Annotated in this window: 11 protein-coding genes; 3 read left to right on the forward strand and 8 right to left on the reverse strand. The window is 72.2% G+C overall.

Annotated elements, in window-relative coordinates:
• Positions 1–13: 13 nt before the first annotated feature.
• The 8 genes from ACZ4D5_RS26605 to ACZ4D5_RS26640 form a co-directional block, all read right to left on the reverse strand.
• Positions 14–2,680 (reverse strand): condensation domain-containing protein, encoded by a 2,667-nt coding sequence (locus ACZ4D5_RS26605; protein ID WP_467774927.1) that lies wholly within the window; start codon positions 2,678–2,680, stop codon positions 14–16.
• The gene (locus ACZ4D5_RS26610) at positions 2,677–3,888 is read right to left on the reverse strand and encodes a class-II aminoacyl-tRNA synthetase family protein (protein ID WP_467774928.1); all 1,212 of its coding nucleotides are present in this window, start codon (positions 3,886–3,888) and stop codon (positions 2,677–2,679) included. Before ACZ4D5_RS26610 ends, ACZ4D5_RS26605 begins: the two co-directional genes overlap by 4 nt.
• A 103-nt stretch (positions 3,889–3,991) precedes the next feature.
• Positions 3,992–4,237 (reverse strand): acyl carrier protein, encoded by a 246-nt coding sequence (locus tag ACZ4D5_RS26615; RefSeq protein ID WP_467774929.1) that lies wholly within the window; start codon positions 4,235–4,237, stop codon positions 3,992–3,994.
• Between the two features lie 50 nt (positions 4,238–4,287).
• A complete protein-coding gene (locus ACZ4D5_RS26620) occupies positions 4,288–5,139 on the reverse strand; it encodes a 3-hydroxyacyl-CoA dehydrogenase family protein (protein WP_467774930.1) in 852 nt (283 codons plus the stop codon).
• A gap of 85 nt (positions 5,140–5,224) precedes the next feature.
• On the reverse strand, positions 5,225–9,772 hold the full coding sequence (locus ACZ4D5_RS26625; protein WP_467774931.1) for a type I polyketide synthase: 4,548 nt from the start codon (positions 9,770–9,772) through the stop codon (positions 5,225–5,227).
• Positions 9,769–14,391, reverse strand: a complete 4,623-nt coding sequence (locus ACZ4D5_RS26630; RefSeq protein WP_467774932.1) for a type I polyketide synthase — start codon at positions 14,389–14,391, stop codon at positions 9,769–9,771. The genes ACZ4D5_RS26625 and ACZ4D5_RS26630 overlap by 4 nt, the downstream gene beginning before the upstream one ends.
• A 103-nt stretch (positions 14,392–14,494) precedes the next feature.
• Positions 14,495–15,697 (reverse strand): threonine synthase, encoded by a 1,203-nt coding sequence (locus tag ACZ4D5_RS26635; protein WP_467774933.1) that lies wholly within the window; start codon positions 15,695–15,697, stop codon positions 14,495–14,497.
• Between the two features lie 56 nt (positions 15,698–15,753).
• On the reverse strand, positions 15,754–16,521 hold the full coding sequence (locus ACZ4D5_RS26640; protein WP_467774934.1) for a thioesterase II family protein: 768 nt from the start codon (positions 16,519–16,521) through the stop codon (positions 15,754–15,756).
• A 650-nt stretch (positions 16,522–17,171) separates the two neighbouring features.
• Here ACZ4D5_RS26640 and ACZ4D5_RS26645 point away from each other — a divergent pair.
• From ACZ4D5_RS26645 to ACZ4D5_RS26655, 3 genes are all read left to right on the forward strand, one after another.
• Positions 17,172–18,695: an amino acid adenylation domain-containing protein gene (locus tag ACZ4D5_RS26645; protein ID WP_467774935.1), complete on the forward strand. Its 1,524-nt coding sequence runs from the start codon at positions 17,172–17,174 to the stop codon at positions 18,693–18,695.
• A gap of 230 nt (positions 18,696–18,925) precedes the next feature.
• Entirely contained in the window at positions 18,926–19,552 is a 627-nt protein-coding gene (locus tag ACZ4D5_RS26650) for a hypothetical protein (protein ID WP_467774936.1), read from the forward strand.
• A 64-nt stretch (positions 19,553–19,616) separates the two neighbouring features.
• Positions 19,617–21,659, forward strand: a complete 2,043-nt coding sequence (locus ACZ4D5_RS26655; protein WP_467774937.1) for a flotillin family protein — start codon at positions 19,617–19,619, stop codon at positions 21,657–21,659.
• The last annotated feature ends 54 nt before the right edge of the window (positions 21,660–21,713 follow it).

Genomic DNA, 21,713 nt, shown 5'->3' on the forward strand with positions numbered 1-21,713 from the left:
ATGATTGTGCTCCTCACTCGGCTTTTCCGAGGCTGGTCAGCGGCCGGTGGCCGAGGCCCTCAAGGGTGCGCAGGGCGTCGAGGAGACCGGTGCGGTCGTCCTCGCCCCGTCGCATGGTGGTGACGACGGTGGCGTCGGCGCCCGACGCGTCCACGCTCTGCTGGAGAGCGGGGGCCAGGACGGGGTGGGCGCTGATCTCGACGAGGACGTCGTGGTCGCGCAGCAGACGGCTCGTGGCGTCGGCGAGCAGGACGGGCCTGCGGAGGTTCTGCGCGAAGTAGGAGGCCGTGGCCTCCCGCCAGTCCAGCTCCTCGCCCGTCACCGACGAGATCATCGGGATGCGGCCGGGGCGCGGGGTGAGGGTGCCGACGGCCCGCTCCAGATCGTCCATGATCGGATCGATGGCCGGGCTGTGGGCGGCGAGGTCGACCCGGACCATGGCGCACAGGACGTCGCGGGCCTGGAGGTCGGCCACGATCGCCGCGAGTTCGCCGCGGTCCCCGGCGAGGACGGTGGTGGTGGGGCCGTTTCGGCCCGCGACGCAGACGTTGTCCGTCAGATGGGGGGCGAGATCCTCCGCCGAGAGTCCGAACGCGGCCATGCCGTGGTCCGGTCCGGTCACGCGGCGCTGCTGGTCGCTGTAGTGGTGGACGAGACGGGCGGCGTCCGGCAGGTCGAGGATGCCCGCGATGACGCAGGCGGCGACCTCGCCGATGCTGTGGCCCGCGACGGCCGTCGGCGGGACGCCCGACGCCTCCAGCCAGCGGGCGATGCCCACTTGGAGGGCGAAGACGACGGGCTGCATGACGCCGACGTCGTCCGTCCTTGCCTCCGGCTCGTCGAGGAAGAGTTCGTCGATCAGCGACCAGCCCGTGTGCGGGGCCAGTTCCCTGTCGCACTCCTCCAGGACGGAGCGGAAGGCCGGCTCGGTGCGGAACAGCGTGCGCCCCATGCCGACCCACTGCTGGCCGTAGGGGGAGCACACGAAGGCGGCCCGCGGGGCCCCGCCCTCGGCGCGCACGGGCTCCGCCGGCAGGACGCCGGCCGGCTCGGCGGCGGGCGCCTCGTCGAGTCCGCTCAGCCGCAGGCCAGGCGCGGCGGCCACGACGTCGAGCAGATCGGTGAAGTCCTGTGCCAGGCGCCCGGCCTCCTCGGGGGTGTACAGGTCGAGCGCGTAGGTGAGACCGGCGTCGATGCCGTTCGGCGCGCGGCCGTCGGTGAAGCGCTCGAACAGCTCGAAGCGCAGGTCGAAGCGGGTGATCCGCTCCTCCACGGGCTCGGTACGCACGGTGAGGCCCGGCAGCCGCAGCTCGGCGCTCTCGTTGTTCTGGAACGCGAGCATCACCTGGATCAGGGGATGCCAGGCGGGCGACCTGGGCGGGTTGAGCGCCTGGACCAGGTGGTCGAACGGCACGTCCTGGTGGGCGAAGGCCGCCAGGTCCGTGGTGCGCACCCGGGACAGCAGCTCGCGGAAGGTCGGGTCGCCGTCGGTCCTGGTCCGCAGCACGAGGGTGTTGACGAAGAACCCGACGAGATCGTCGAGGCCCTGGTCCGCGCGTCCCGCGGTGGGGATGCCGATGGCGATGTCCGTGCCCGCCCCGCGCCGGGTGAGCAGGGCCGCGAGGGCCGCCTGCACGACCATGAACACGCTGGTGCCGGTCTCCCGCGCCAGCTCCGTGAGCGCCCGGTGGGTGGACTGCGGCACCTGGGCGGCCACCCGCCCGCCCCGGTGCGAGGGGGTGGCCGGGTGCGGGGCCGCCACGTCGGTGCGCAGCCGGTCCCGCATGCCCGCCAACTCCCCGCGCCAGAAGGCCGTTTCGCGGTTGAGCAGGCTGTTGGGGTCGTCGGTCTCGCCGAGCAGTTCGTTCTGCCAGAGCGTGTAGTCGACGTACTGGACGGGCAGTTCGGGCCAGCCGGGCTCCCGGCCGGCGCGGCGCGCCGCGTACGCGCGCTCCAGGTCCCGGGTCAGCGGCAGCAGGGACCAGCCGTCGCACGCGATGTGATGCACCGTCAGCATCAGGACGTGCTCGTCGGGGGCCGACGCGAACAGCCGGGCCCGCACAGGGGTCTCGGCGGTCAGGTCGAAGAGGTAGCCGGCTTCCTCGCTCAGGGCCTCGGGCAGGTCCGCGTCGGCCACGGCGGAGACCGGCAGCTCGACGGGCGCCTCGTCCGCGTCCAGCACGATCTGCTGGGGCCTGCCGTCCCAGTCCGGATACGCGGTGCGCAGGCTCTCGTGCCGGGCGACCAGGTCGTTCAGGGCGCGTTCCAGCGCGGGGACGTCGAGCTCGCCGCGCAGGCGGTACGCCATGGGCATGTTGTAGTGCCCGGCCGCGCCGTGCAGGCGGTTCAGGAACCACAGCCGCCGCTGGGTCTGCGACAGCGGGATCTCGTCCGGGCGCTCGCGCCGGCGCAGGGCGGGCCGCCGGCCGGCGGAGCCCCGGGCCAGCTGTTCGGCGAGCCGGGCGACGGTCGGGGCGTCGAAGACGGTGTGCATCGGCACGTCGACGCCCAGGGCCTCCCGGATGCGGGCGGTCAGCCGGGTGGCCAGGAGGGAGTGGCCGCCGAGGTCGAAGAAGGAGTCGTCGATGCCGACCCGGTCCACCTTGAGGACCTGGGCGAACACCGCGCACAGGACCTCCTCCTGCGGGGTGCGGGGGGCCCGGCCCTCCTGCTCGCTCACGGGCGTCCCCCGGCGACGGCCGAGCGCACCCGCGCGGGCCAGCCGTCGGCGTCCGGGCCGTACTGGCAGAGGAACGCGTAGACGAGCCGCTCCAGGCCGAAACCGACGCAACCGCTGCGGGCGGCGCCGTTCGTGCCGTGGTCGATGCCGAAGGCCTTGCCGAACAGGTCGTCGTGGAAGTTGAAGGACCCCACGGCGATCGTCCGGTCCGGCGCGACGTGCAGCCTCAGCTCGTACTTGAGCCCCATCAGGCGCTGCGACCAGATCCGCTCGGAGGTGTCCGCGGCGCAGAAGAACGGGTCGTTGCCCACCTCGCAGAAGCCGCTCATGCCGAGCTCCTCGACGAAGGAGAAGACCTTCCGCATGAAGCGCTCGCGCGAGTTCAGCACGTCCTCCCTGGTGCCCATGAAGACGATCTCGCGGATGGTGAAGTCCCAGAGGCGTTCCAGCGTGGTGGAGTACGCGGCCTCGAAGCGGAACGACTTGCCCCGGGAGGTGACCACGTGCAGCCGGTCCGCCTCCAGCGTGCGCCCGCTGTGCTGGTGAAAGGTGTGGTAGCACATGGTCGGCGGCAGGCAGTAGTCCATGTTGCCGCAGGAGTCGAGCGTGCCGGAGTCGATGCCGCCCGCCGCGTACGACTCCTGGAACGACTGGTAGACGTCGAGATCGTTGCGCAGGCGCGTGACGAACATCAGATGCTGCGGGAAGGCCTTGAAGTACCCGGCCGTCTCCAGGGCCTTCGTGCGGATCAGCGTCGGATACCGGTACTCGCGCGCGTCGAAGTCCTCGGCGAGCAGGTCGCATATGGCCCGGTCGAAGTAGGTGAAGAGGGAGATCAGCGGCTCCCCGATGGCCACCTGCCCCTCCCCGGCCTCGCTCAGCGTGCCGTCCTCGGAGAGCAGCTCGAAGACGTCGGTGCGCGGCGTGCGCCGGTGCGGCGAGGTCCAGACCGCCTTGGCCGGGGTCACGCGCTGCGGGCGGACGTCGTTGTCCACCATCGCGTTGACCTTGGCGGTCAGGGCGTCGTGGGCGAGCGGCTCCGCCGAGGACAGGGTGACGCCGAACACCTCACCGTCCTTGAGGATCAGTTCGTAGCCGGTGATCTCGGGCGAGACGAAGAAGAGGCGGCGCTCGATCTCGGGGCCCAGTGCCCCGGGGACCGGGGCATGCAGGTCGATGCGGGTCAGGGTGTCGTTCGGGACTGTCATGGTGGAGTCTTCCTCGCCGGTGATGACAACGGGGCCGGCGCGTGCGGCACCGAGGTGCGGCACGCGCCGGAAGGGGCCTCGGGTCCTGTCGGCCGGGCGGGCCCTAGACCGCCGCCCTGGACGTCACCAGACGGACCAGGCCGTCCACGGTGCGGAAGTTGTCGAAGTCCATGTCGGCAGGCCCGAGGGACAGGGAGAACTCCTTCTCCACGAAGAGCGCGAGCTGCATGGCGAACAGGGAGTTGACGTATCCGAGGGCGAAGAAGTCGTCGCTGTCGGCCAGGGACTGACCGCCCAGGTGCGGGGCGAGGAACTCGTGGATCCGGGCGCGGACGTCGTCGTGCGTCATGGTGGGGTGCTTCCTTCGGTGGTGAGGTCGGGACGGTGGGACGGCGGGGGTCAGTACGTGTAGAAGCCCTGGCCGGTCTTGCGGCCCAGGAGCCCGGCGTCGACCATCCGCTGGAGCAGGGGCGCGGGGCGGTACTTGCTGTCCTTGTAGCTCTCGTACATGACGGTGATGGAGTTCAGGATCGTGTCGAGGCCGATCAGGTCGCCGGTCTCCAGCGGGCCCATCTTGTGGCCGAAGCAGCCGCGGAACATCTTGTCGATGTCCTCGGCCGACGCGGTCTGGTCCTGTACGCAGAAGATCGCCTCGTTGATGGTGACCATGAGGACCCGGTTGGTGATGAAGCCGGGGGCGTCCTGGACGACGATGCCTTCCTTGCCGAGCGTCTCGAGCAGGCCCAGCGTGGTTTTGAGCGTCTCGTCGGTCGTGAAGTGCCCGCTGACGACCTCCACCGTGTCCATCATCGGGACGGGGTTCATGAAGTGCAGGCCGAGGATCTCGCCCGGGCGCCCGGTGACCGAGCCGACCCGCGTGATCGGCACCGCGGAGGTGTTGACCCCGAAGATCACGCCGGGGCGGCAGATGCCGTCGATCTCCTCGTACACCGCACGCTTGACGTCCCAGTTCTCGGTGACGTTCTCGACGACGAAGTCGGCGTCGGCCAGCGCGGAGAGGTCGGTGCCGGTGCGTATCCGGGACAGGACGGTCTCGGAGCTCTCCTTCGGCCGGTGCCCGAGCAGCATGGCGTGGACCAGCACGTCACGTCCGATCTGGGCCCGTGCGCTGTCGAGTTGGTCCTGCGAGATGTCCACGAGGACCACGTCGAACTCGGCCTCCGCGAAGGCCTGGGCGACGCCTCGGCCGATCGTGCCTGCGCCGATCACGCCTACGGTACGGATAGTCACGCGATACCACCTTTGAGGTTGCGGGAGAGGGGAAGCCGTCGGTCCTGACCGGCGAGGACACCGGTCTCGGGGCGCGCGGCGGTGGTCATGGCCTGCCTCTGGCCGTCCGGCGGCGCTGCTGGTGCTGGCGCCGCTGCTGCATGTTCGCCCGGCGCTCTTCAAGTGCCTTGCGCTGCTGGGTCGTCGGCTGCTGGGGCTGCGCCTCGGTCAGGCCGGCCAGGTGCGCGACGGTGAGGCCTTCGTACAGATCGCCCAGGGTGATCTTCGTGCCCAGGCGGGTGTTGACGGCGTTCACCAGCTGGATGGCGATCAGGGAGTTGCCGCCCAGGTCGAAGAAGCTGTCCTGGATGCCGACCTTCTCGATCCCGAGGAGGTCCTGCCACACCGCGCAGACCGTGCGCTCGGCCTCGCTGCGCGGGGTGACGAACTCGGTCAGGATGTCCGGCCGTTCGTGTGCCTCGGAACGCGTCTCGGCACGCGTTCCCGCGGGCGCCTCGTCGGTGAGGGAGAAGGCGCCCGCGAACAGCGCGGAGAGCTCGGTGGGGGAGACGACGACCTGCGGCTCCGAGGCGCTGGACAGGATCGTGTCGAGCGCCCGCAGCCCGTCCGCCGTCGACATGCCGTGCTGTCGCGCGTGCTCGACGTCCGCCCCCCGGGAGGTGTCGACCGCCATGCCGGTCTCCTTCCACGGGCCCCAGTCGACGGTGATCACGCGCCGGTGCCGGCCGCGGTCGTGGGCGAAGGCGTCGAGGAAGCAGTTCGCCGCGCAGTAGTCCACCTGGCCGAGGCTGCCGACGTTCGCGCCGTTGGAGCCGAACAGCACCAGGAAGTCCAGGGGTTGGCCGGCCAGCGCCTCCTCGAGCACCAGCGTGCCCCGCACCTTCGGGAGCATCACGTCGGCGGCCGCCGCCAGGTCCTTGAGCTGGATCAGGCCGCCGCCCACCACGCCCGCGGTGTGGAAGGCGCCGTGCAGCGGACCCCAGCGCCCGGTGGTCCGGCGGACCGCCTCACGCATGGCCTCCGGGTCGCTCACGTCGGCCTGGAGCACGAGCAGTTCCGCCCCGGCGTCACGCAGCCGCGCCAGCTCGGCCACCACCTGCCGCACGCGCCCTTCCGCCGGATGCGCGGCGAGCCAGGCGTCCCATTCCTCGGCGGGCGGCAGCGGGCCGCGGGACGTGAGCGCGATCCGTGCGCCGGCGGCGGCGAGATGCCCGGTCAGGGCGAGCGCCAGGCCGCCCGTCCCGGTGACGAGATAGGTGCCGCCCGCGCGCAGCGCGGGGGTCCCCTCGCGCGAGGGGAGCCGCCGGGGCAGGAAGTGCTGGGACCAGCGGTGGCCGCCCCGGTGGGCCACCGTCTCCGTCTCGTCCCCGGGCTCCGCGGACAACTCGGCCCACAGCGCGTCGAGTTGCCGCTCGGTCGCGGTGTCGAAGCAGTCGAGGTCGACGCTGCGGCAGGTGGTGCCGGGCAGCTCGCGGGGCAGGACCCGGGTCGGGCCGAGCAGGGTGGCCTTGAGCGGGGCGAGCGGCTCGGCGCCCGTCACGTCGTGCAGACCGTTGCTCAGCGTCCAGATGCGGCGCGGCGCGGGCTCCGCCCGGCTGACGAGGGCCTGGGCCAGCCTGACGAGGCTCTCGAAGCCGAGCGGCAGCCCGGCCTCCACCCCGCCGGGGGTGACGTTCCAGGCGTGCACGATCCGGGTGGGTACGCCGTGCGGGCTGTCCCGCAGCGCGGCGATCAGACGGTCGTGGTCGGCGGCGCCCGACGGGTCGACGGTGTACCGGCCTCCGGGGGCCTCGGCCCAGGCGTCCCCCGCCGCCACCAGGGAGACGGTGGCGCCCGCCGCGCGCAGCCGCCCGGCCAGCGCTTCGCCCACGCCCAGGCCGTCGACGAACACCAGCCAGTGCGCGGTGGCGTCCGGCTGCCCGTCGGCGGGCAGCGCACCGCGCTGCCAGGAGGGCGCGTAGAACCAGTCCGCGACGTCGTCGCGGCGCGCGGGCGCGCTGTTCGCCGCCGCCGGTGTGCGGGGTTCGAGCCAGTAGCGCTTGCGCTGGAAGGGGTACGCGGGCAGCGGGACGCGGCGGCGTCGCTGGCCCGCGTAGTAGGCGGACCAGTCGGGGACGGTGCCGGTCAGCCAGAGGCTGCCGAGGGTGCGCTGGACGGTCTCGGCCGCGGTGCGGCGGTCGCGCCGGTGGGGGAGCGAGGCGAAGGTCGCGGCCTTGACGCCCGCGTCGGTGAGGACGCGGCGGGCGAGGCTGGTGAGCGTCTGCCCCGGGCCGACCTCGAGCAGTACGCCGCCGGGCTCCGCGGCGGTCCGTATCCCCGTGACGTACTCGACCGTGGACAGGATGTGGTCGCCCCAGTAGCCCGCGTCGCGGGCCTGGTCGTCGCTGATCCACCGGCCGGTGAGGTTCGAGACGAACGGGAGCCGCGGCGACCGGCGTTCGGTGGCGGCGACGGCCTCGGTGAACTCCTCGACCATCGGGCGCATCAGGGCCGAGTGGAAGGCGCGGGTGGTGGCGACGCGCTGGGTGGCCCACCCGTTGGCCTTCGCCAGCGCGTCGAAGGCCGCGACGGCCTCGTCGGGACCGGCGACGACACAGTCGCGGGGGCCGTTGTGCGCGGCCAGCGAGAGACCGGGGGGCAGGGCGGCCTCGACCGCGGCGCGGTCGGCCATGACGTTCAGCATGGCGCCCGGGGCCTGGGCCTGCATGAGACGGCCGCGCAGGGCGACGAGCCGGAGCGCGTCGGGGAGCGTGAAGACCCCCGCCACGCAGGCGGCCACCCACTCGCCGAGGCTGTGTCCGAGCATGGCGGTGGGCGAGACGCCCCAGGAACGCCAGAGCCGGACGAGCGCGTACTCGACGACGAAGAGGGCGGGTTGGGCCCATGCGGTCAGGTCGAGTCGGGCGTCCTGTCCGAAGAGGACGTCGCGCAGGTCGGTGTCGAGCTCGGGCCCCAGCAGCTCGGCGCACTCGTCGACGGCGGCGCGGAAGCACGGTTCCTGCTCGTACAGGTCCTTGGCCATCCCCGCGTGCTGGGATCCCTGGCCGGTGAACAGGAAGACCAGGGGCGCGCCCTCGCGCGCGGCCGAAGCGGTGGTGACGTGGGCGGGGTCGCGTGTTTCCAGGGCCGCCGCCACGGCCGCGGCGTCGGCACCGGTGACCGTGCGGCGGTACGGGAAGGCGCGACGGCCGGTGGCCAGGGTGTAGGCCGCGTCGGCGAGGTGCGGCCTGTCGCGGCGCAGGGACTCGGCGAGCCGGTCCGTGGCCTCTTCGAGCGCCTCGGCGCTGCGGGCCGAGAGCAGCAGCGTCTCGGTCGGGCGCGGGCTCGCGGGGGAGGGCGGGGCGAGGGGTGCCTCTTCGAGCACGACGTGGGCGTTGGAGCCGCCGAAGCCGAAGGCGCTGATCCCGGCGCGGCGCACGCGGTCGGTGCGCGGCCAGGGGCCGGGCTCGGCCTGGACGTGGAAGGGGCTGCCGGCGAAGTCGATGTCCGGGTTGGCGCGCGCGTAGTTGAGCGACGGCGGCAGCGTCTCGTGGGCGAGCGCGGACGTGACCTTGAGCAGCCCGGCGATGCCGGAGGCCGCGTCGAGGTGTCCGATGTTGCCCTTGATCGAGCCGAGCGCGCACGAGTCGGCGCCGGCGAAGGCCCGTGACAGGGCCTGCACTTCGATCGGGTCGCCCAGCGAGGTGCCCGTGCCGTGCGCCTCGACGTAGTCGATGTCCGAGGGCGTGAGACCCGCGTCGGCGAGCGCCGCGGTGATGACCGCGGTCTGGCCCGCCACGCTGGGAGCCGTGAAGCCGACCTTGACCGCGCCGTCGTTGTTCACGGCGGATCCCCTGATCACCGCGTGGACGGTGTCGCCGTCGGCGAGCGCGTCCGCGAGCCGCTTGAGCACCACCACGCCCACACCGCTGCCGAAGACGGTGCCCCTGGCATCCGCGTCGAACGGGCGGACGTGCCCGTCCGGGGAGACGAAGGACCCCTCCTGGTACAGGTAGCCGGTGCCCGGGGCCGGGTCGACGTGGACGCCGCCGGACAGCGCCATGTCGCACTCCCGCTCGCGCAGGCTCCGGCAGGCCGTGTGGATGGCGACCAGCGCGGTCGCGCAGGCCGCCCGCAGGGAGATGGCCGGACCCGTCAGATCCAGCTTGTACGACACCCGGGAGGACAGGAAGGGGAGTTCGTTGCCGACCAGGACCTGGGTCAGGCCGACCGTGTCCACCAGCTGCGTGTGCGAGTAGACGTGCCGGACGTAGCGGTTGGTGCCGGCCCCGCCGAAGACGCCGATGCTGCCGGGGTACCGGGCGGCGTCGTGGCCGGAGATCTCCAGCGCCTCCCAGGCGGTCTCCAGGAACAGCCGGTGCTGAGGGTCCATCAACTCGGCCTCGCGGGCCGTGTATCCGAAGAACTCCGCGTCGAACAGGTCGCTCCCGGCGAACAGGGGCGCGGCCTTGACGTAGTTCGGCTGTCCGAAGAGCTCGGGGGAGACGCCGGCCGCCGTCAGTTCCTCGTCGCTCAGGGGCACGATCGACTCGACGCCGTCGCGCAGGTTCGACCAGAACTCGTCCAGGTTCCCGGCCCCGGGGAAGCGTCCGGCCATGCCGACGATCGCGATGCCGTCGCCGGGGGCCTTCACCGGGCGGCCCGCAGTCCGTCGATGAGCCCGCCCAGGGTGTGCACGGTGGGGCCCTCGTAGACGATGGTCAGCGGCACCGAAACGGCCAGCTCCTGCCGCAGCCGGTGGACGACCTGGAGGCCGAGCAGCGAACTGCCGCCCAGTTCGAAGAAGTTGTCGTGCACGCCCACGCTCTCCACTCCGAGTAGCTCCTGCCAGATCTCCGCGACCCGGCGCTCCGTCTCCCCGCTCGGCGCGACGAAGGGGTTGCGCAGATGGGGGCGTTCGTGCTTGCGGACCGGCGTCGGCGCGTCGGCCACCGGGTCGGCCCATGTCTCCTGACGGAGGGCCAGATCGCCGGTGGAGATGACGACCTGCGGCTGCGGCACGGCACGGAGCAGCGCGTCGACCACCTGACGGCCCTCGTCGGGCGTCAGCGCCAACTCCCGTACCGCCGCGCCCAGATCGGCGTCGCGCTGCTCCTCGGCCGCGAAGTACCAGGCCTCCCAGTTGACGCTGGTCCACGGCACGTCGGCGCTGTGGTGGCGTTGGGCGAAGGCGTCGAGGGCGGCGTTCGCCGCGGCGTACGCGCCGAAACCGAGGCCGCCCAGGAGAGCGGCGATCGAGGACGCGATGATCGCGAAGTCCAGCCGCTGGTCGGCCAGGACCTCGTGCAGCACCCGGGTGCCGTAGAGCTTGGGGTCGAAGTGCCAGGAGGCCTCCTCCCCGCTCAGCGCGGACACCTCGCGGTGGGCGGCGGGTCCGGTGGTCCCCGCGCAGTGCAGCACGCCGTCGATCGGGCCGAACTCGTCGAGGACGCGCGCCTTCAGGGAGCGCATGGCCGACAGGTCGGAGAGGTCGGCGGCGGCCACCATCACCCGGGAACCGCGCGCCTCGATCGCCCGGACGGCCCGGATCGCGGACCGGGTGCCCTCGGGGAGCCCGGCGTCGTCCCAGTCCTCGCGGGGCGGCAGCCCCGTCCGCCCGAACAGCACCAGGCGTACGCGCTCCTGCTCGGCCAGGGCCCCGGCCATCAGCAGGCCGATCTTGCCGAGGCCGCCGGTGATCAGGTACACCCCGTCCGCCTTCAGCGCGGAGGCCGCCCGCTCGGGCAGCGGGGCCTGCACGTACGTGGGCGCCCAGCGGTGCCGTCCGCGCAACGCGATCGTCCGCTCGCCGGGCGGGGCGGCGAGGTCGGCGAGCACCTGCTCGGCCGGATCGGACTTTGGCCGCCGGCCGTCGAGGCTCAGGTCGAGGTGCACACAGCTGAGGGAGGGGTACTCCTGCGCGAGCACCTTGCACAGCCCCTGGACGGTGGCCTTGGGCGGGCAGAGCGGTTCGTGGCCGAGCACGGAGTAGACCTCGGTGGACACCACGTCCCAGCGCTGGGGCTCGGTCATCAGCTCGGCCTCGCAGGCCTGGGCCCAGTGGACCAGGCTCTCGAACGAGCGCCGCACCAGGGCCCGTACGTCCTCGGGCGCGTCGGCGCGGTCGGCGTCGTCCCCCACGCTCCAGCAGTGCACCACCCGCCGGGGCAGGGCGCCCTCGGCACGCAGCGCCTCGGCCAGCTCGGTGAAGTGGGCGGCCCGGGCCGGATCGAGGACGTACTCACGCTCGCTCTTGCGGCTGAACCCGGACCCCGGTGCCACCGTGCGCACGGTGGCACCGGCCGCTTCGAGGCGGTCGGCGAGCCGACGCCCGACGCCCGTCTCGTCGGCGAACACCAGCCAGCGCTGAGCGGCGAGTTCGGCCGCGTCGGGTGCGGCCGCCGCGGGGAGCCGGCGCCAGGACGGCGAGTAGAACCACTGCGGCAGGGTGCCGCGCCGCTGCTGGACGGAGCCGCCGTCCTGCGGGCCCGCACCGGGCTCCAGCCAGTAGGCGCGCCGCTCGAAGGGGTACGTGGGAAGGGGAACCCGCCGGGCGGAGCCCGACCCGGGGAAGGGGCGCGCCCGGCCGGCGAGCCACAGCCGCCCCGCGGCCCTGAGCAGCGCGGCGCGGTCGCTCTGTCCGTGGAAGGCGCCGGGAAGGGAGGGGACGACGACCCGGTCGGTGGCGGCCGCCGCCGGGTGCTGGAGGGCCACCGAGGTCAGGGTCGGCGCGGGGCCGATCTCGACCATGGCGACGTCGGGCAGCGACCACAGGGTGCCCATGCCGTCCGCGAAGCGCACGGTGTGCCGGACGTGACGGCCCCAGTACTCGGGACTCGTGGCCTCCTCGTCGGTGATCCAGGTGCCGGTGAGGTTGGAGACGAACGGCGTGGACGGCGGGCTCAGCCGTACCGAGCGGACCAGCTCGGTGTAGCGCTCGACCACGGGGTCCATCATCGGGGAGTGGAAGGCGAAGCGGCTGGTCATCGTGCGGGAGACGACCTCGTCCGCCAGCAGCTCGCGGGCGACGCGCTCGATGCCCTCGACGGAGCCGGACAGCACACAGCTCTGGGCGCCGTTGACCGCGGCCAGGCACACCTCGTCGTCCGTGTAGCGGGCGACGGCCTCCTCGGACAGCGGCACCGCGAGCATCGCGCCCTCGCCCTGCTCCTCGATCAGACGGGCCCGCTCCGCCACCAGACGCAGCGCGTCCGGCAGCGAGAAGACCCCCGCGACGCAGGCCGCGACGTACTCGCCGAGGCTGTGCCCGATCATGGCCTCGGGCCGGACGCCCCAGGAGTCCCAGAGGGCGACCAGCGCGTACTCCAGGGCGAACACCGCCGGGTAGCCGAGCCGCGGCTGGTCCAGCGGGTGCTCGCTGCGCTCGGGCTGAAGGAGCAGCTGCCGGAAGTCGAAGGGCTGCTGGGCGGGGGATCCGGCCGACTCGTCGACGGTGAAGAGCAGTTCACGGATGTCCTCGCCGAGCAGCGGCCGCAGCAGTTCGGCGCACTCGTCCAGGGCCGCGGCGAACACAGGCTCCCGGGCGTGGAGTTGACGTGCCACGCCGGGGAACTGCGCGCCGAATCCGGTGAACAGGAACGCCACGGGGCGGTGCGGCGCCTCGGGGGCGCTCGCGGTCTGCAGCCGTCCGTCGTCCCGGGCGTCGAGTGCCTCCAGCGCCTCTTCGGTGCTCGCGCAGACCAGCGTCCGCCGGTAGGGGAAGGCCCGCCGGCCCTGCTGGAGGGTGAACGCGACGTCGGCGAGCGGGAGATCGGGGTGCGCGCGCAGATGGTCCTGGAGCTGGTCGGTGGCCGTCTCCAGCGCCTCGGGGGTCTTGGCGGAGAGCACGAGCAGCTGCTCGCCGCCGTCCGCAGGGGCCTTTTCGCGTACGAGCGGGGGCGCCTGCTCCAGGATGACGTGGGCGTTGGTGCCGCCGAGCCCGAAGGAGCTGACGCCGGCGCGGCGCGGGCCGTCGTCCTCGGGCCAGGGCAGCAGCTCGGTGTTGACGTAGAACGGGCTCCCGTCCAGCACGATGCGGGGGTTGGGCCGTTCGAAGTGGAGCGTGGGCGGCAGCAGGCCGTGCTCGACCGCGAGGACCGTCTTGATCAGCCCGGCCACGCCGGCGGCGGAGTCGAGGTGCCCGATGTTCGTCTTGACCGAGCCGACGGCGCAGTTGCCGGCGTCGACCCCGGCGTAGGCCGAGGTGAGGGCGGAGAACTCGATGGGGTCGCCGAGAATGGTGGCGGTGCCGTGCAGTTCGACGTACCGGACGCTCTGTGCCGCGACGTCCGCGTTGGCCAGCGCGGTGGAGATGGCGCCGGCCTGGGTGGCGGCGCTGGGCGCGCTGAACCCGGCGCGCTGGGAGCCGTCGTTGTTCAGCGCGCCGCCCTTGATGACGGCGTGGATGTGGTCGCGGTCGGTGATCGCGTCCTTGAGGCGCTTGAGCACGACCATGCCGACGCCGTCGCCGCCCACCGTGCCCTGGGCGCGGGCGTCGAAGGTGCGGCACAGGCCGTCGGGCGAGAAGATCCCGTCGGGCCGGTAGGTGTAGCCCTTGCCCCGCGTCGCGTCGACCGCGACACCGCCGGCCAGCGCCGTGTCGCACTGGTACGCGAGCAGCGCCTGGCAGGCCTCGACCACGGCGACCAGCGAAGTGGAGCAGGCGGACTGGATGTTGAGGGCAGGGCCCTCCAGGCCGAGCTTGTACGCGACGCGACTGCTGAGGAAGTCGGACCGGTTGCCGATCACCGTCTGCTTGTCGCCCAGGAGCTCCGCGGCCCCGGGCTGGGAGGCGACGTTGAAGAGCAGGTACGTGTTGTTGCCCGCCCCCGCGTACACGCCGACGAGCCCGTCGTAGCCCTCGGCGTCGTGTCCGGAGCTCTCCAGGGCGGCCCAGGCGCATTCGAGCAGCACGCGGTGCTGCGGGTCCATGAGTTCGGCCTCGCGCGGGGAGTAGCCGAAGAACGCCGCGTCGAACTTCTCGCTGTCCGCCAGCGGGTAGCCCGCGCGCACGAAGTCCGGGTCGGCGAGGGTGGCGGCGCTCACACCGCGTGCGCCGAGCTCCTCGTCGTCGAAGCGGGTGACGGAGCAGACGCCCGCCTTGAGGTTGTCCCAGTACTCCGCCACCGTGCGGGCGCCGGGGAAACGGCCGGCCATGCCGACGACCGCGATGTCCAGGCTGTCCTCGTACTCGGCGGCGTAGTCGCCCGGTCCGTCGAACTCCCTGTCCACGTCGGGCAGTTCGGGGTCCGTCTCGTGGGACTGCGCACTCATGGTGACCTCGCTTGGCTCGCGGCTGCTGTGGGTGCTTGAGGAGAGGGTCGTGTCGCACCACCCCGTGGTGGCCGGTGGTCGGCGCCGCTCCCCGTTTCCGGGGCTATCCGGCGTTGGCCTCGGCGAGGGCCGGTCCGGAGCCGGCCGAGGTGCCGGTCCGCTCGCGGCCCGTCAGGTTGACGAGGACGACCTCGTGCGGGGAGATCCGCCCGGCCGCCGCCTCGTTGCGCAGTGCCGCGACGGTCGCGGCCGAGGAGTGGCAGACGTCCAGGTCCTCCAGCTCACGGAGCATGCCGCGGGCCAGGACCAGCTCCTCCTGGGTGACCGACACGATGCCGCCCCCGGTGTCGAGGGCGATGCCGCGCATGTACGGGTAGGTGCCGCGGCCGTCACCGAGCAGGATCGCCCGTGCCAGGCCCTGGGGGCGGGCGACGACGTCCTGGTCGGTCAGCTCCGCGCGGCCCTCGCGCCAGGCCGCGGCCATGGGGGCGCAGGTGTCCTGCTGCACCATGAGGAAGCGGGGCATCTTGTCGAGGCGGCTGCACCGGAGGTACTCCTCGGCGCCCTTGCGCGCGGCCATCATGCCCATGCCGCTGCTGATGGCCTGGACGACCACGTCGGGCTTGGCGTCCATGGCGTCGAAGGCTTCCAGGTAGGTGAGCTTCAGGCCTTCGCGGCGGGCCCAGTTGAAGAAGCCGCCCTCCCAGGCGAGGCCGTGCCGGGCGGCGAACTCCTGGGCGGCCTGCGTCGCTTCCGCGTAGCTGCCGTCGACGACGGTCAGCGACACCCGGTCGCCGGTCTCGATGTCGTGGTCCGTGACGAAGTCCCGGCCGCAGAAGAAGTGGGCCCGCATCGACGGGTCGTGCTGGACGGCCCGGGCGAGGGCCGTCGAGCTGTTCCCGGTGCTGGACGCCACGAACTCCTTGATCCCGAACTGCCGGAACGCCGCGAGGACCACCGCCGCGAGCCGGTCCTTGGTGGTCCCCGTCGGCTGCTGGGACTCGTCCTTCACCCAGAGCCGCGGGAGACCGACGGCCTCGCCGAGGCGCGGGGCCGGACGGCAGGGCGTGCGCACGCTGATGTCCGCGTCGACGAAGTGCCGTGAGGCGACCGGAAGGAAGTCCAGGTACGTGAGTTCGGGCCGGTCGCCGTCCCGGGTCGTGGCGCCTTCCAGGTCGAGTACGGGGTCGAGTGCGCCGGAACACCGGGGACATCGCAGCCTGAATTCCGGCTCGCTCTGCCAGTCGCAATCGACGCAGCACAAGCGGTAGTCGGGTGCCGGGTCGGCAGGGGAACGAAGATTCATGTCCGGCAATTCTCACTCCTGTACGAGGCTCACGACGAGTGAGCAGACTGATCCGTCTACTGGGAACGCGCGCGGAAAACAGCTCTGGAATCGAGCCGGGTGGTGATTTCGTCCAGTACGGCCTGGCGCGCGGAATGCAGGAAGAAGTGGTCGCCGGGGAACATCTTCAGGTCGAATTCCCCGAGCGTCAGCTCGCCCCAGCGCTCCAGCGGCGCGCTGCCGACCGGCTCGTCCTCGGTGCCGCCGAAGGCCGTGACGGGACAGCGGAGCCGGGGCTGCTCGGTGAACCGGTAGGTCTCGACGACGGCCAGATCGGCGCGCATCACCGGCAGGACGAGCTCCAGGAGCTCCGGGTCGTCGAGGACGGCTTCGGGCGTGGCACGCCACGAGCGCAGCGTCCTGACGAGGTCCGCGGTCTCGCGGGAGTGCAGCGGAGGCTCGGCTGCCAGCCTGACCTGGGGCGGCACGCACCCCGACACGAACAGCTCGACCGGGGAGCCCACCTCCAGCTGCTGCAGCGCGCGGGCCAGTTCCCACGCCACCATGGCGCCCATCATGCTGTGCCCGAAGAACGCGAACGGACGGTCCAGCTGCGGGATGATCGCCGGCACCAGGGCGTTGATCACGTCGCCCATGCTGTCGAGGGGCGGCGTGCCGACCCGGTCCTCACGGCCCGGCAGCTGGACGGCCCACGGCTCGACGGTCCCGGGCAGTCCGGCACTCCAGTCGCGGAACGTGGAAATGCCGCCGCCCGCGTACGGGAAACAGAACAGTTTCGTCTCCGCGTCGGGCCGGTCGGCGAGCGGTCTGACGAACATGTTCATCGGGCGGTCTCGCAGTTCGTTCTGGAGCGAGCTCCGAAGTTCGGTGCCACCGGTTCCTCCTTCTCGCACTTCTCGGACAGGGAATGCCACGACGTGGGGGAACCGTGGGCAGCAGGAGATCCGCCCGGAATTTTCCGGGCGCGCGTGTGCGACGGCACGGCTGCGCGCCGGGAGACAGGGAAAAAGGGGGGCGGGCGGAGGCCGGGGCCGACCGGGAACACCGCGTCGGTCGATGCCCGGCGGTGAAGGGCCCGGTGTCGGGTTCGACGGCCCGGCGTCGACAGTGCCGACGGGCCGCCGGGTCGCGCCGGACAGACTCCTGCAACTTCGAAGTCATATTCTTAGGGCGTTCCGGGCTTGTCAAGGCTCTGATCTTCGGGCGCTCCGAGCGGACTCCGCACCGCCTCGTCCCGCCGGGCGGCCGGATCCCCAAGTTGCTTGACGTACCGGATGAGGCCGTTGAACACTGTGGCGACTTCTCTGCGCCGTAGGGCACTTGACCTTGACGGCAGCGGACATCGGACGGTCGGCGCCGCCCCTGTCGCGGCGGCGTTCCCGCACCTTGTGACAGTCCGGCCGCCCTATTCGGTCGTGCCGACGACCACGAACGGAACCCGCCTCCCATGACAGAACAAGTCATTCACCGAGCCGTGGCATCGCACGCCGTCGTGCGTCCCGAGGCAGTGGCCGTCATCCACCCCGGCGGCAGCATGACCTACGGCGAGCTGGACGCCCTGTCGGACGACCGGGCGGCACTTCTGTGGGAGCAGGGCGTGCGCCCCGGGAAGATCGTTCCCCTGCTCATGCCCCGTTCGTGCGAGCTCTTCGTGTCCCTCCTGGCCGTTCTGAAATGCGGAGCGGCCTATGCCGCCCTCGATCCCCGGTGGCCGTCGGACCGCGTGGCCTCGCTTCTCGGACGCCTGGACACGCCCGTACTGATCGGTGACCCCGCGGATGTTCCGCTGCCCGCCGGGGTCTCTCGCGTGCGGTTCCCCGCGAAGTCCTCCGGACGGCGGCCGCCCGCTGGGGTCGAGGTCGACGGCGCGTCCGCGGCCAGCATCTTCTTCACCTCGGGAACGACGGGCGTTCCCAAGGGAGTTGTCTCTCCGCACCGGGCGGTCATGCGCCTGTTCGCGCCGGACGGAGACTTCCCGTTCGGCCCGGGCACGGTGCTGCCGCAAACGGCGCCCTCGCCCTGGGACATGTTCTCCTTCGAGGTGTGGGGTGCCCTGGCCACGGGCGGTGTGCTGGTCCTCGCGGAAGAGGAGTACCTCCTTCCGGAGTCGCTCGCGGAGCTGATCGCGGACGCGGGCGTCAACACGATGTGGCTCACGGCTTCGCTGTTCAACCTCTTCGTGGAGGAGGACGTCGACTGCTTCACGGGCATCGAGCGGATCTACCTCGGCGGGGAGCGGATCTCCCCTCCCCACGTCGCCGATTTCCTCGCCCGCCACCACCCCGCGACGGCGCTCTTCAACTGCTACGGACCGGCGGAGAGTTGTGCGACGGCCACGGCCCGTCGCATCAGGCCCGAGGACTGCGCCGTGCCCACCGGCATCCCCATCGGAGTCGCCGTGGCCGCCACGAGCATGCACGTCCTGAACGGCGACGAACCGGCGGCGCCCGGGGAGATCGGGGAACTGTGCATCGGGGGCGACGGCCTCGCGCGGGGATACCTCGGAGACGAAGAGCTCACCGAGGAGAAGTTCCCGGCCCTCGTCATCGACGGCAGGAAGACGCGCGTCTATCGCACCGGCGACCTCGGGTTCGTCGACAGCACGGGGCTGCTGCACTTCACCGGGCGGGGCGACCGGCAGGTGAAGATCCGTGGCCACCGGATCGAACCGGAGGAGATCGAAGCCTTCGGCGCCCTCCTGCCCGAGGTGGCGCAGTGCGCCGCGGTCCCCGTCCCCGGAGAGCTCGGCTCCTACGAGTCGCTCGCCTTCTTCTACACCTCTCCCGCATCGCAGGGCCCGGCCGCGCCGGAGGGCCCGAGCACGCCGGCTCAGGAGGCGGCGGACATCCACGAGGCATTCCTGGAGAAGCTTCCCCGTTACGCCGTCCCGGATTCCGTACGGCACGTGGAGCGCCTGCCCTTCACCGTCAACGGCAAGGTCGACCGGGCCGCGCTCGTGGCCATGGCCCAGGACGGGCAGGAGCCGGGGCGCGGGTGAGGCGGAACGGCGGGCTCCGCGTCCCGTTGCGGCCCGCGGCCCTTCCGCGGGCGGCGTCCGCGCCCGGCATCAACAACGCGTAAAGACTGCCGGAAGTCGGCAATGCCCCACGGCCGCCCCCCGGGTCAGGATGGACGCGGCAGAAACGGGGGCCTGGCCCCGGTGCCGGGTTGCGGCAGCGCGATCCGGTGTCGGGGCCGGAGCTGCGGGCGCGTGAAGGGGGTTGGCGGGTGCGGGAGTTCATCGAGGCCGCCGCGAGTTTTCCGACCGTCGTCTTCACCTCGGCCCTGGTGGTCGTCCTCGGCTTCTGGCTGCTCGTCGTGGCCGGTGGGGCCGAAGCGGACGGCTTCGACGCGGACGTGGACCTGGACGCGGTGGGGCTCGGCGGCGTACCGGTCGCCGTGGCCGTGTCCATGGCGGTCGTGGCCGCCTGGCTGAGCACCCTCACCGGAGCCGTGCTCATCGGCAGGGCGGAGCTCGCCGGGTTCGCCCGGCTCGCCGCCGAACTCGTTCTGCTGCTCGTCTCCTTGCCCGCCGCCTGGTGGGCGGCGCGTACTCTCGTACGGCCCCTTGCCGGGCTCTTCCCCGACGAACCCGGGCCGTCCCGGCAGGACTTCGTCGGCTCGGTCTGCACCATCCGCACCGGGCGCGTGGACGCGCGCTTCGGCCAGGCGGAGGTCGCGGCCCAGGACGGTGCCGTCGCCGTCGTCCAGGTCCGGCAGGACCCACAGGCCCGCGAGAGCGCCCTGACCGCAGGCAGCAGTGCGCTGTTGTACGCGTACGACGACGCGGGCGAGTTCTTCTGGGTCGCGCCCTACGAGGCGTCGCTCGACCCCGGCCGCCCTCGCGCCGCGTAACTCCCGGCCGAACGGCCCACTTCGGGGCCGCCCGCCCCGCCCGCTCAACCCTGAGGACCTCACCATGGATGCCATCACCCTGGGCATCGGCGTGTCCGTCGCCGCTGTCCTGATCGTCGTCGTCGCCCTGCTGCTCGTCGTCAGCCGTCTCTTCCGCAAGGTCGAGCAGGGCAAGGCGCTGATCGTCTCGAAGATGCGGAAGGTCGACGTGACGTTCACCGGGCAGGTCGTGCTGCCGGTGCTCCACCAGGCCGAGGTCATGGACATCTCGGTGAAGACCATCGACATCACGAGGACCGGCCGCGACGGTCTGATCTGCCGCGACAACATCCGCGCGGACATCCGGATCTCGTTCTTCGTCCGCGTCAACAAGACCGTCGAGGACGTGATCCGGGTCGCGCAGGCCATAGGGACGGCGCGGGCCAGCGACCAGAACACGCTGCAGGAACTCTTCAACGCGAAGTTCTCCGAGGCCCTCAAGACCGTCGGCAAGCAGATGGACTTCGCCGACCTCTACACCAAGCGCGACGAGCTGCGGGACCGCATCATCCAGGTCATCGGCACCGATCTGAACGGCTACAGCCTGGAGGACGCGGCCATCGACCACCTGGAGCAGACGCCCCTGAACCAGCTGGACCCGTCCAACATCCTGGACGCCCAGGGCATCCGGAAGATCACCGAGCTGACGGCCGTCGAGCACGTACGGACGAACGAGTACACGCGCAGCGAGGAGAAGGAGATCACCCGGCAGAACGTCGACGCGCGCGAGGCCATCCTGGAGCTGGAGCGCCGTCAGGCCGACGCCGAGATCAAGCAGCGGCGCGAGGTCGACACCGTCCGCGCCCGTGAGGAGGCCGAGACGGCGCGGGTGGTGGAGGAGGAGCGGCTGCGTGCGCAGAGCGCCTTCCTCGTCACCGAGGAGAAGCTCGGCGTGCAGCGCGAGAACCAGGCCCGCGAGGTCGCCGTCGCGCAGAAGAACCGCGAGCGGGTCATCGCCGTCGAGAACGAGCGCATCGAGAAGGACCGCCTCCTCGAAGTCATCGCCCGCGACCGGGAGACCGAGCTGACGCGGATCGCCGCCGAGAAGGAGGTCGAGGCGGAGAAGCGGGAGATCGCCGAGGTCGTCCGCGAGCGCGTCGCCGTGGACCGCACGGTGGCCGAGCAGGAGGAGTCCATCAAGAAGCTGCGCGCCGTGGCGGAGGCGGAGCGCGAGCGCCAGGCCGTCGTCATCGCAGCGGAGGCCGAGGCCCAGGAGGGCCTGGTCAAGAGCATCAAGGCGGCGGAGGCCGCCGAGCAGGCCGCCACGCACCGCGCCGCCGAGGAACTCACCCTCGCCGAGGCCCGGTTGAAGGCCTCCGATCTGGAGGCGCGCGCCAAGCTGCGCCTGGCCGAGGGCGTACAGGCCGAGCGCGCCGCCGAAGGCCTGGCCGCCGTGCAGGTCCGCGAGAAGGAGGCCGACGCCGTCGAGAAGGCGGGCCGCGCCGAGGCCGGGGCCACCGAGGCCCGGATGCGCGCGGAGGCCGAGGGCGTCGAGGCCAGGCTGAAGGCCGAGGCCGCGGGCCTGACCGAGAAGGCCGCCGCGATGGCCGCCCTCGACGAGGCGTCCCGCGCCCACGAGGAGTACCGGCTGCGCCTGGAGGCGGAGAAGGACGTCCGCCTGGCCGGCATCGAGGTGCAGCGCCAGGTCGCCGAGGCGCAGGCCACCGTCCTCGCCACCGGTCTGGAGAACGCCGACATCAGCATCGTCGGCGGCGAGTCGGTCTTCTTCGACCGCCTCGTGTCGTCGATCTCGCTCGGCAAGGGCGTCGACGGGTTCGTGCGGAACTCCGAGACCGCACAGGCCCTGGCCGGACCGTGGCTGGACGGCACCGCGAGCTTCACCGACGACCTCACCCGGCTGCTCGGCTCCGTCTCCACCTCCGACGTACGGAACCTGACCGTCTCCGCCCTCCTGGCGAAGCTCATGAAGGGCGGCGGCGAGCAGTCCGCGCAGCTGCGGGAACTGCTGGACAAGGCAGGCCAGTTGGGCATCGCCGACATGCCCCTCGCCGAGCTCGACGGCTCCCTGGGGGACGGTTCACCCAAGAACGGCTCGCTCAAGAGCTGACACAGACCGGCCGGGACCGCTCCACGGGGGTGAGCGGCTCCGGCCCCTCCGCAC

It is taken from the genome of Streptomyces sp. NPDC025651, from assembly GCF_055558735.1.

Bases quoted from the DNA above. Each gene is read 5' to 3' on its own strand.
- ACZ4D5_RS26610 (WP_467774928.1), bottom strand. From the start codon at position 3,888: ATGACAGTCCCGAACGACACCCTGACCCGCATCGACCTGCATGCCCCG.
- ACZ4D5_RS26615 (WP_467774929.1), bottom strand. From the start codon at position 4,237: ATGACGCACGACGACGTCCGCGCCCGGATCCACGAGTTCCTCGCCCCG.
- ACZ4D5_RS26630 (WP_467774932.1), bottom strand. From the start codon at position 14,391: ATGAGTGCGCAGTCCCACGAGACGGACCCCGAACTGCCCGACGTGGAC.
- ACZ4D5_RS26635 (WP_467774933.1), bottom strand. From the start codon at position 15,697: ATGAATCTTCGTTCCCCTGCCGACCCGGCACCCGACTACCGCTTGTGC.
- ACZ4D5_RS26640 (WP_467774934.1), bottom strand. From the start codon at position 16,521: ATGAACATGTTCGTCAGACCGCTCGCCGACCGGCCCGACGCGGAGACG.
- ACZ4D5_RS26655 (WP_467774937.1), top strand. From the start codon at position 19,617: ATGGATGCCATCACCCTGGGCATCGGCGTGTCCGTCGCCGCTGTCCTG.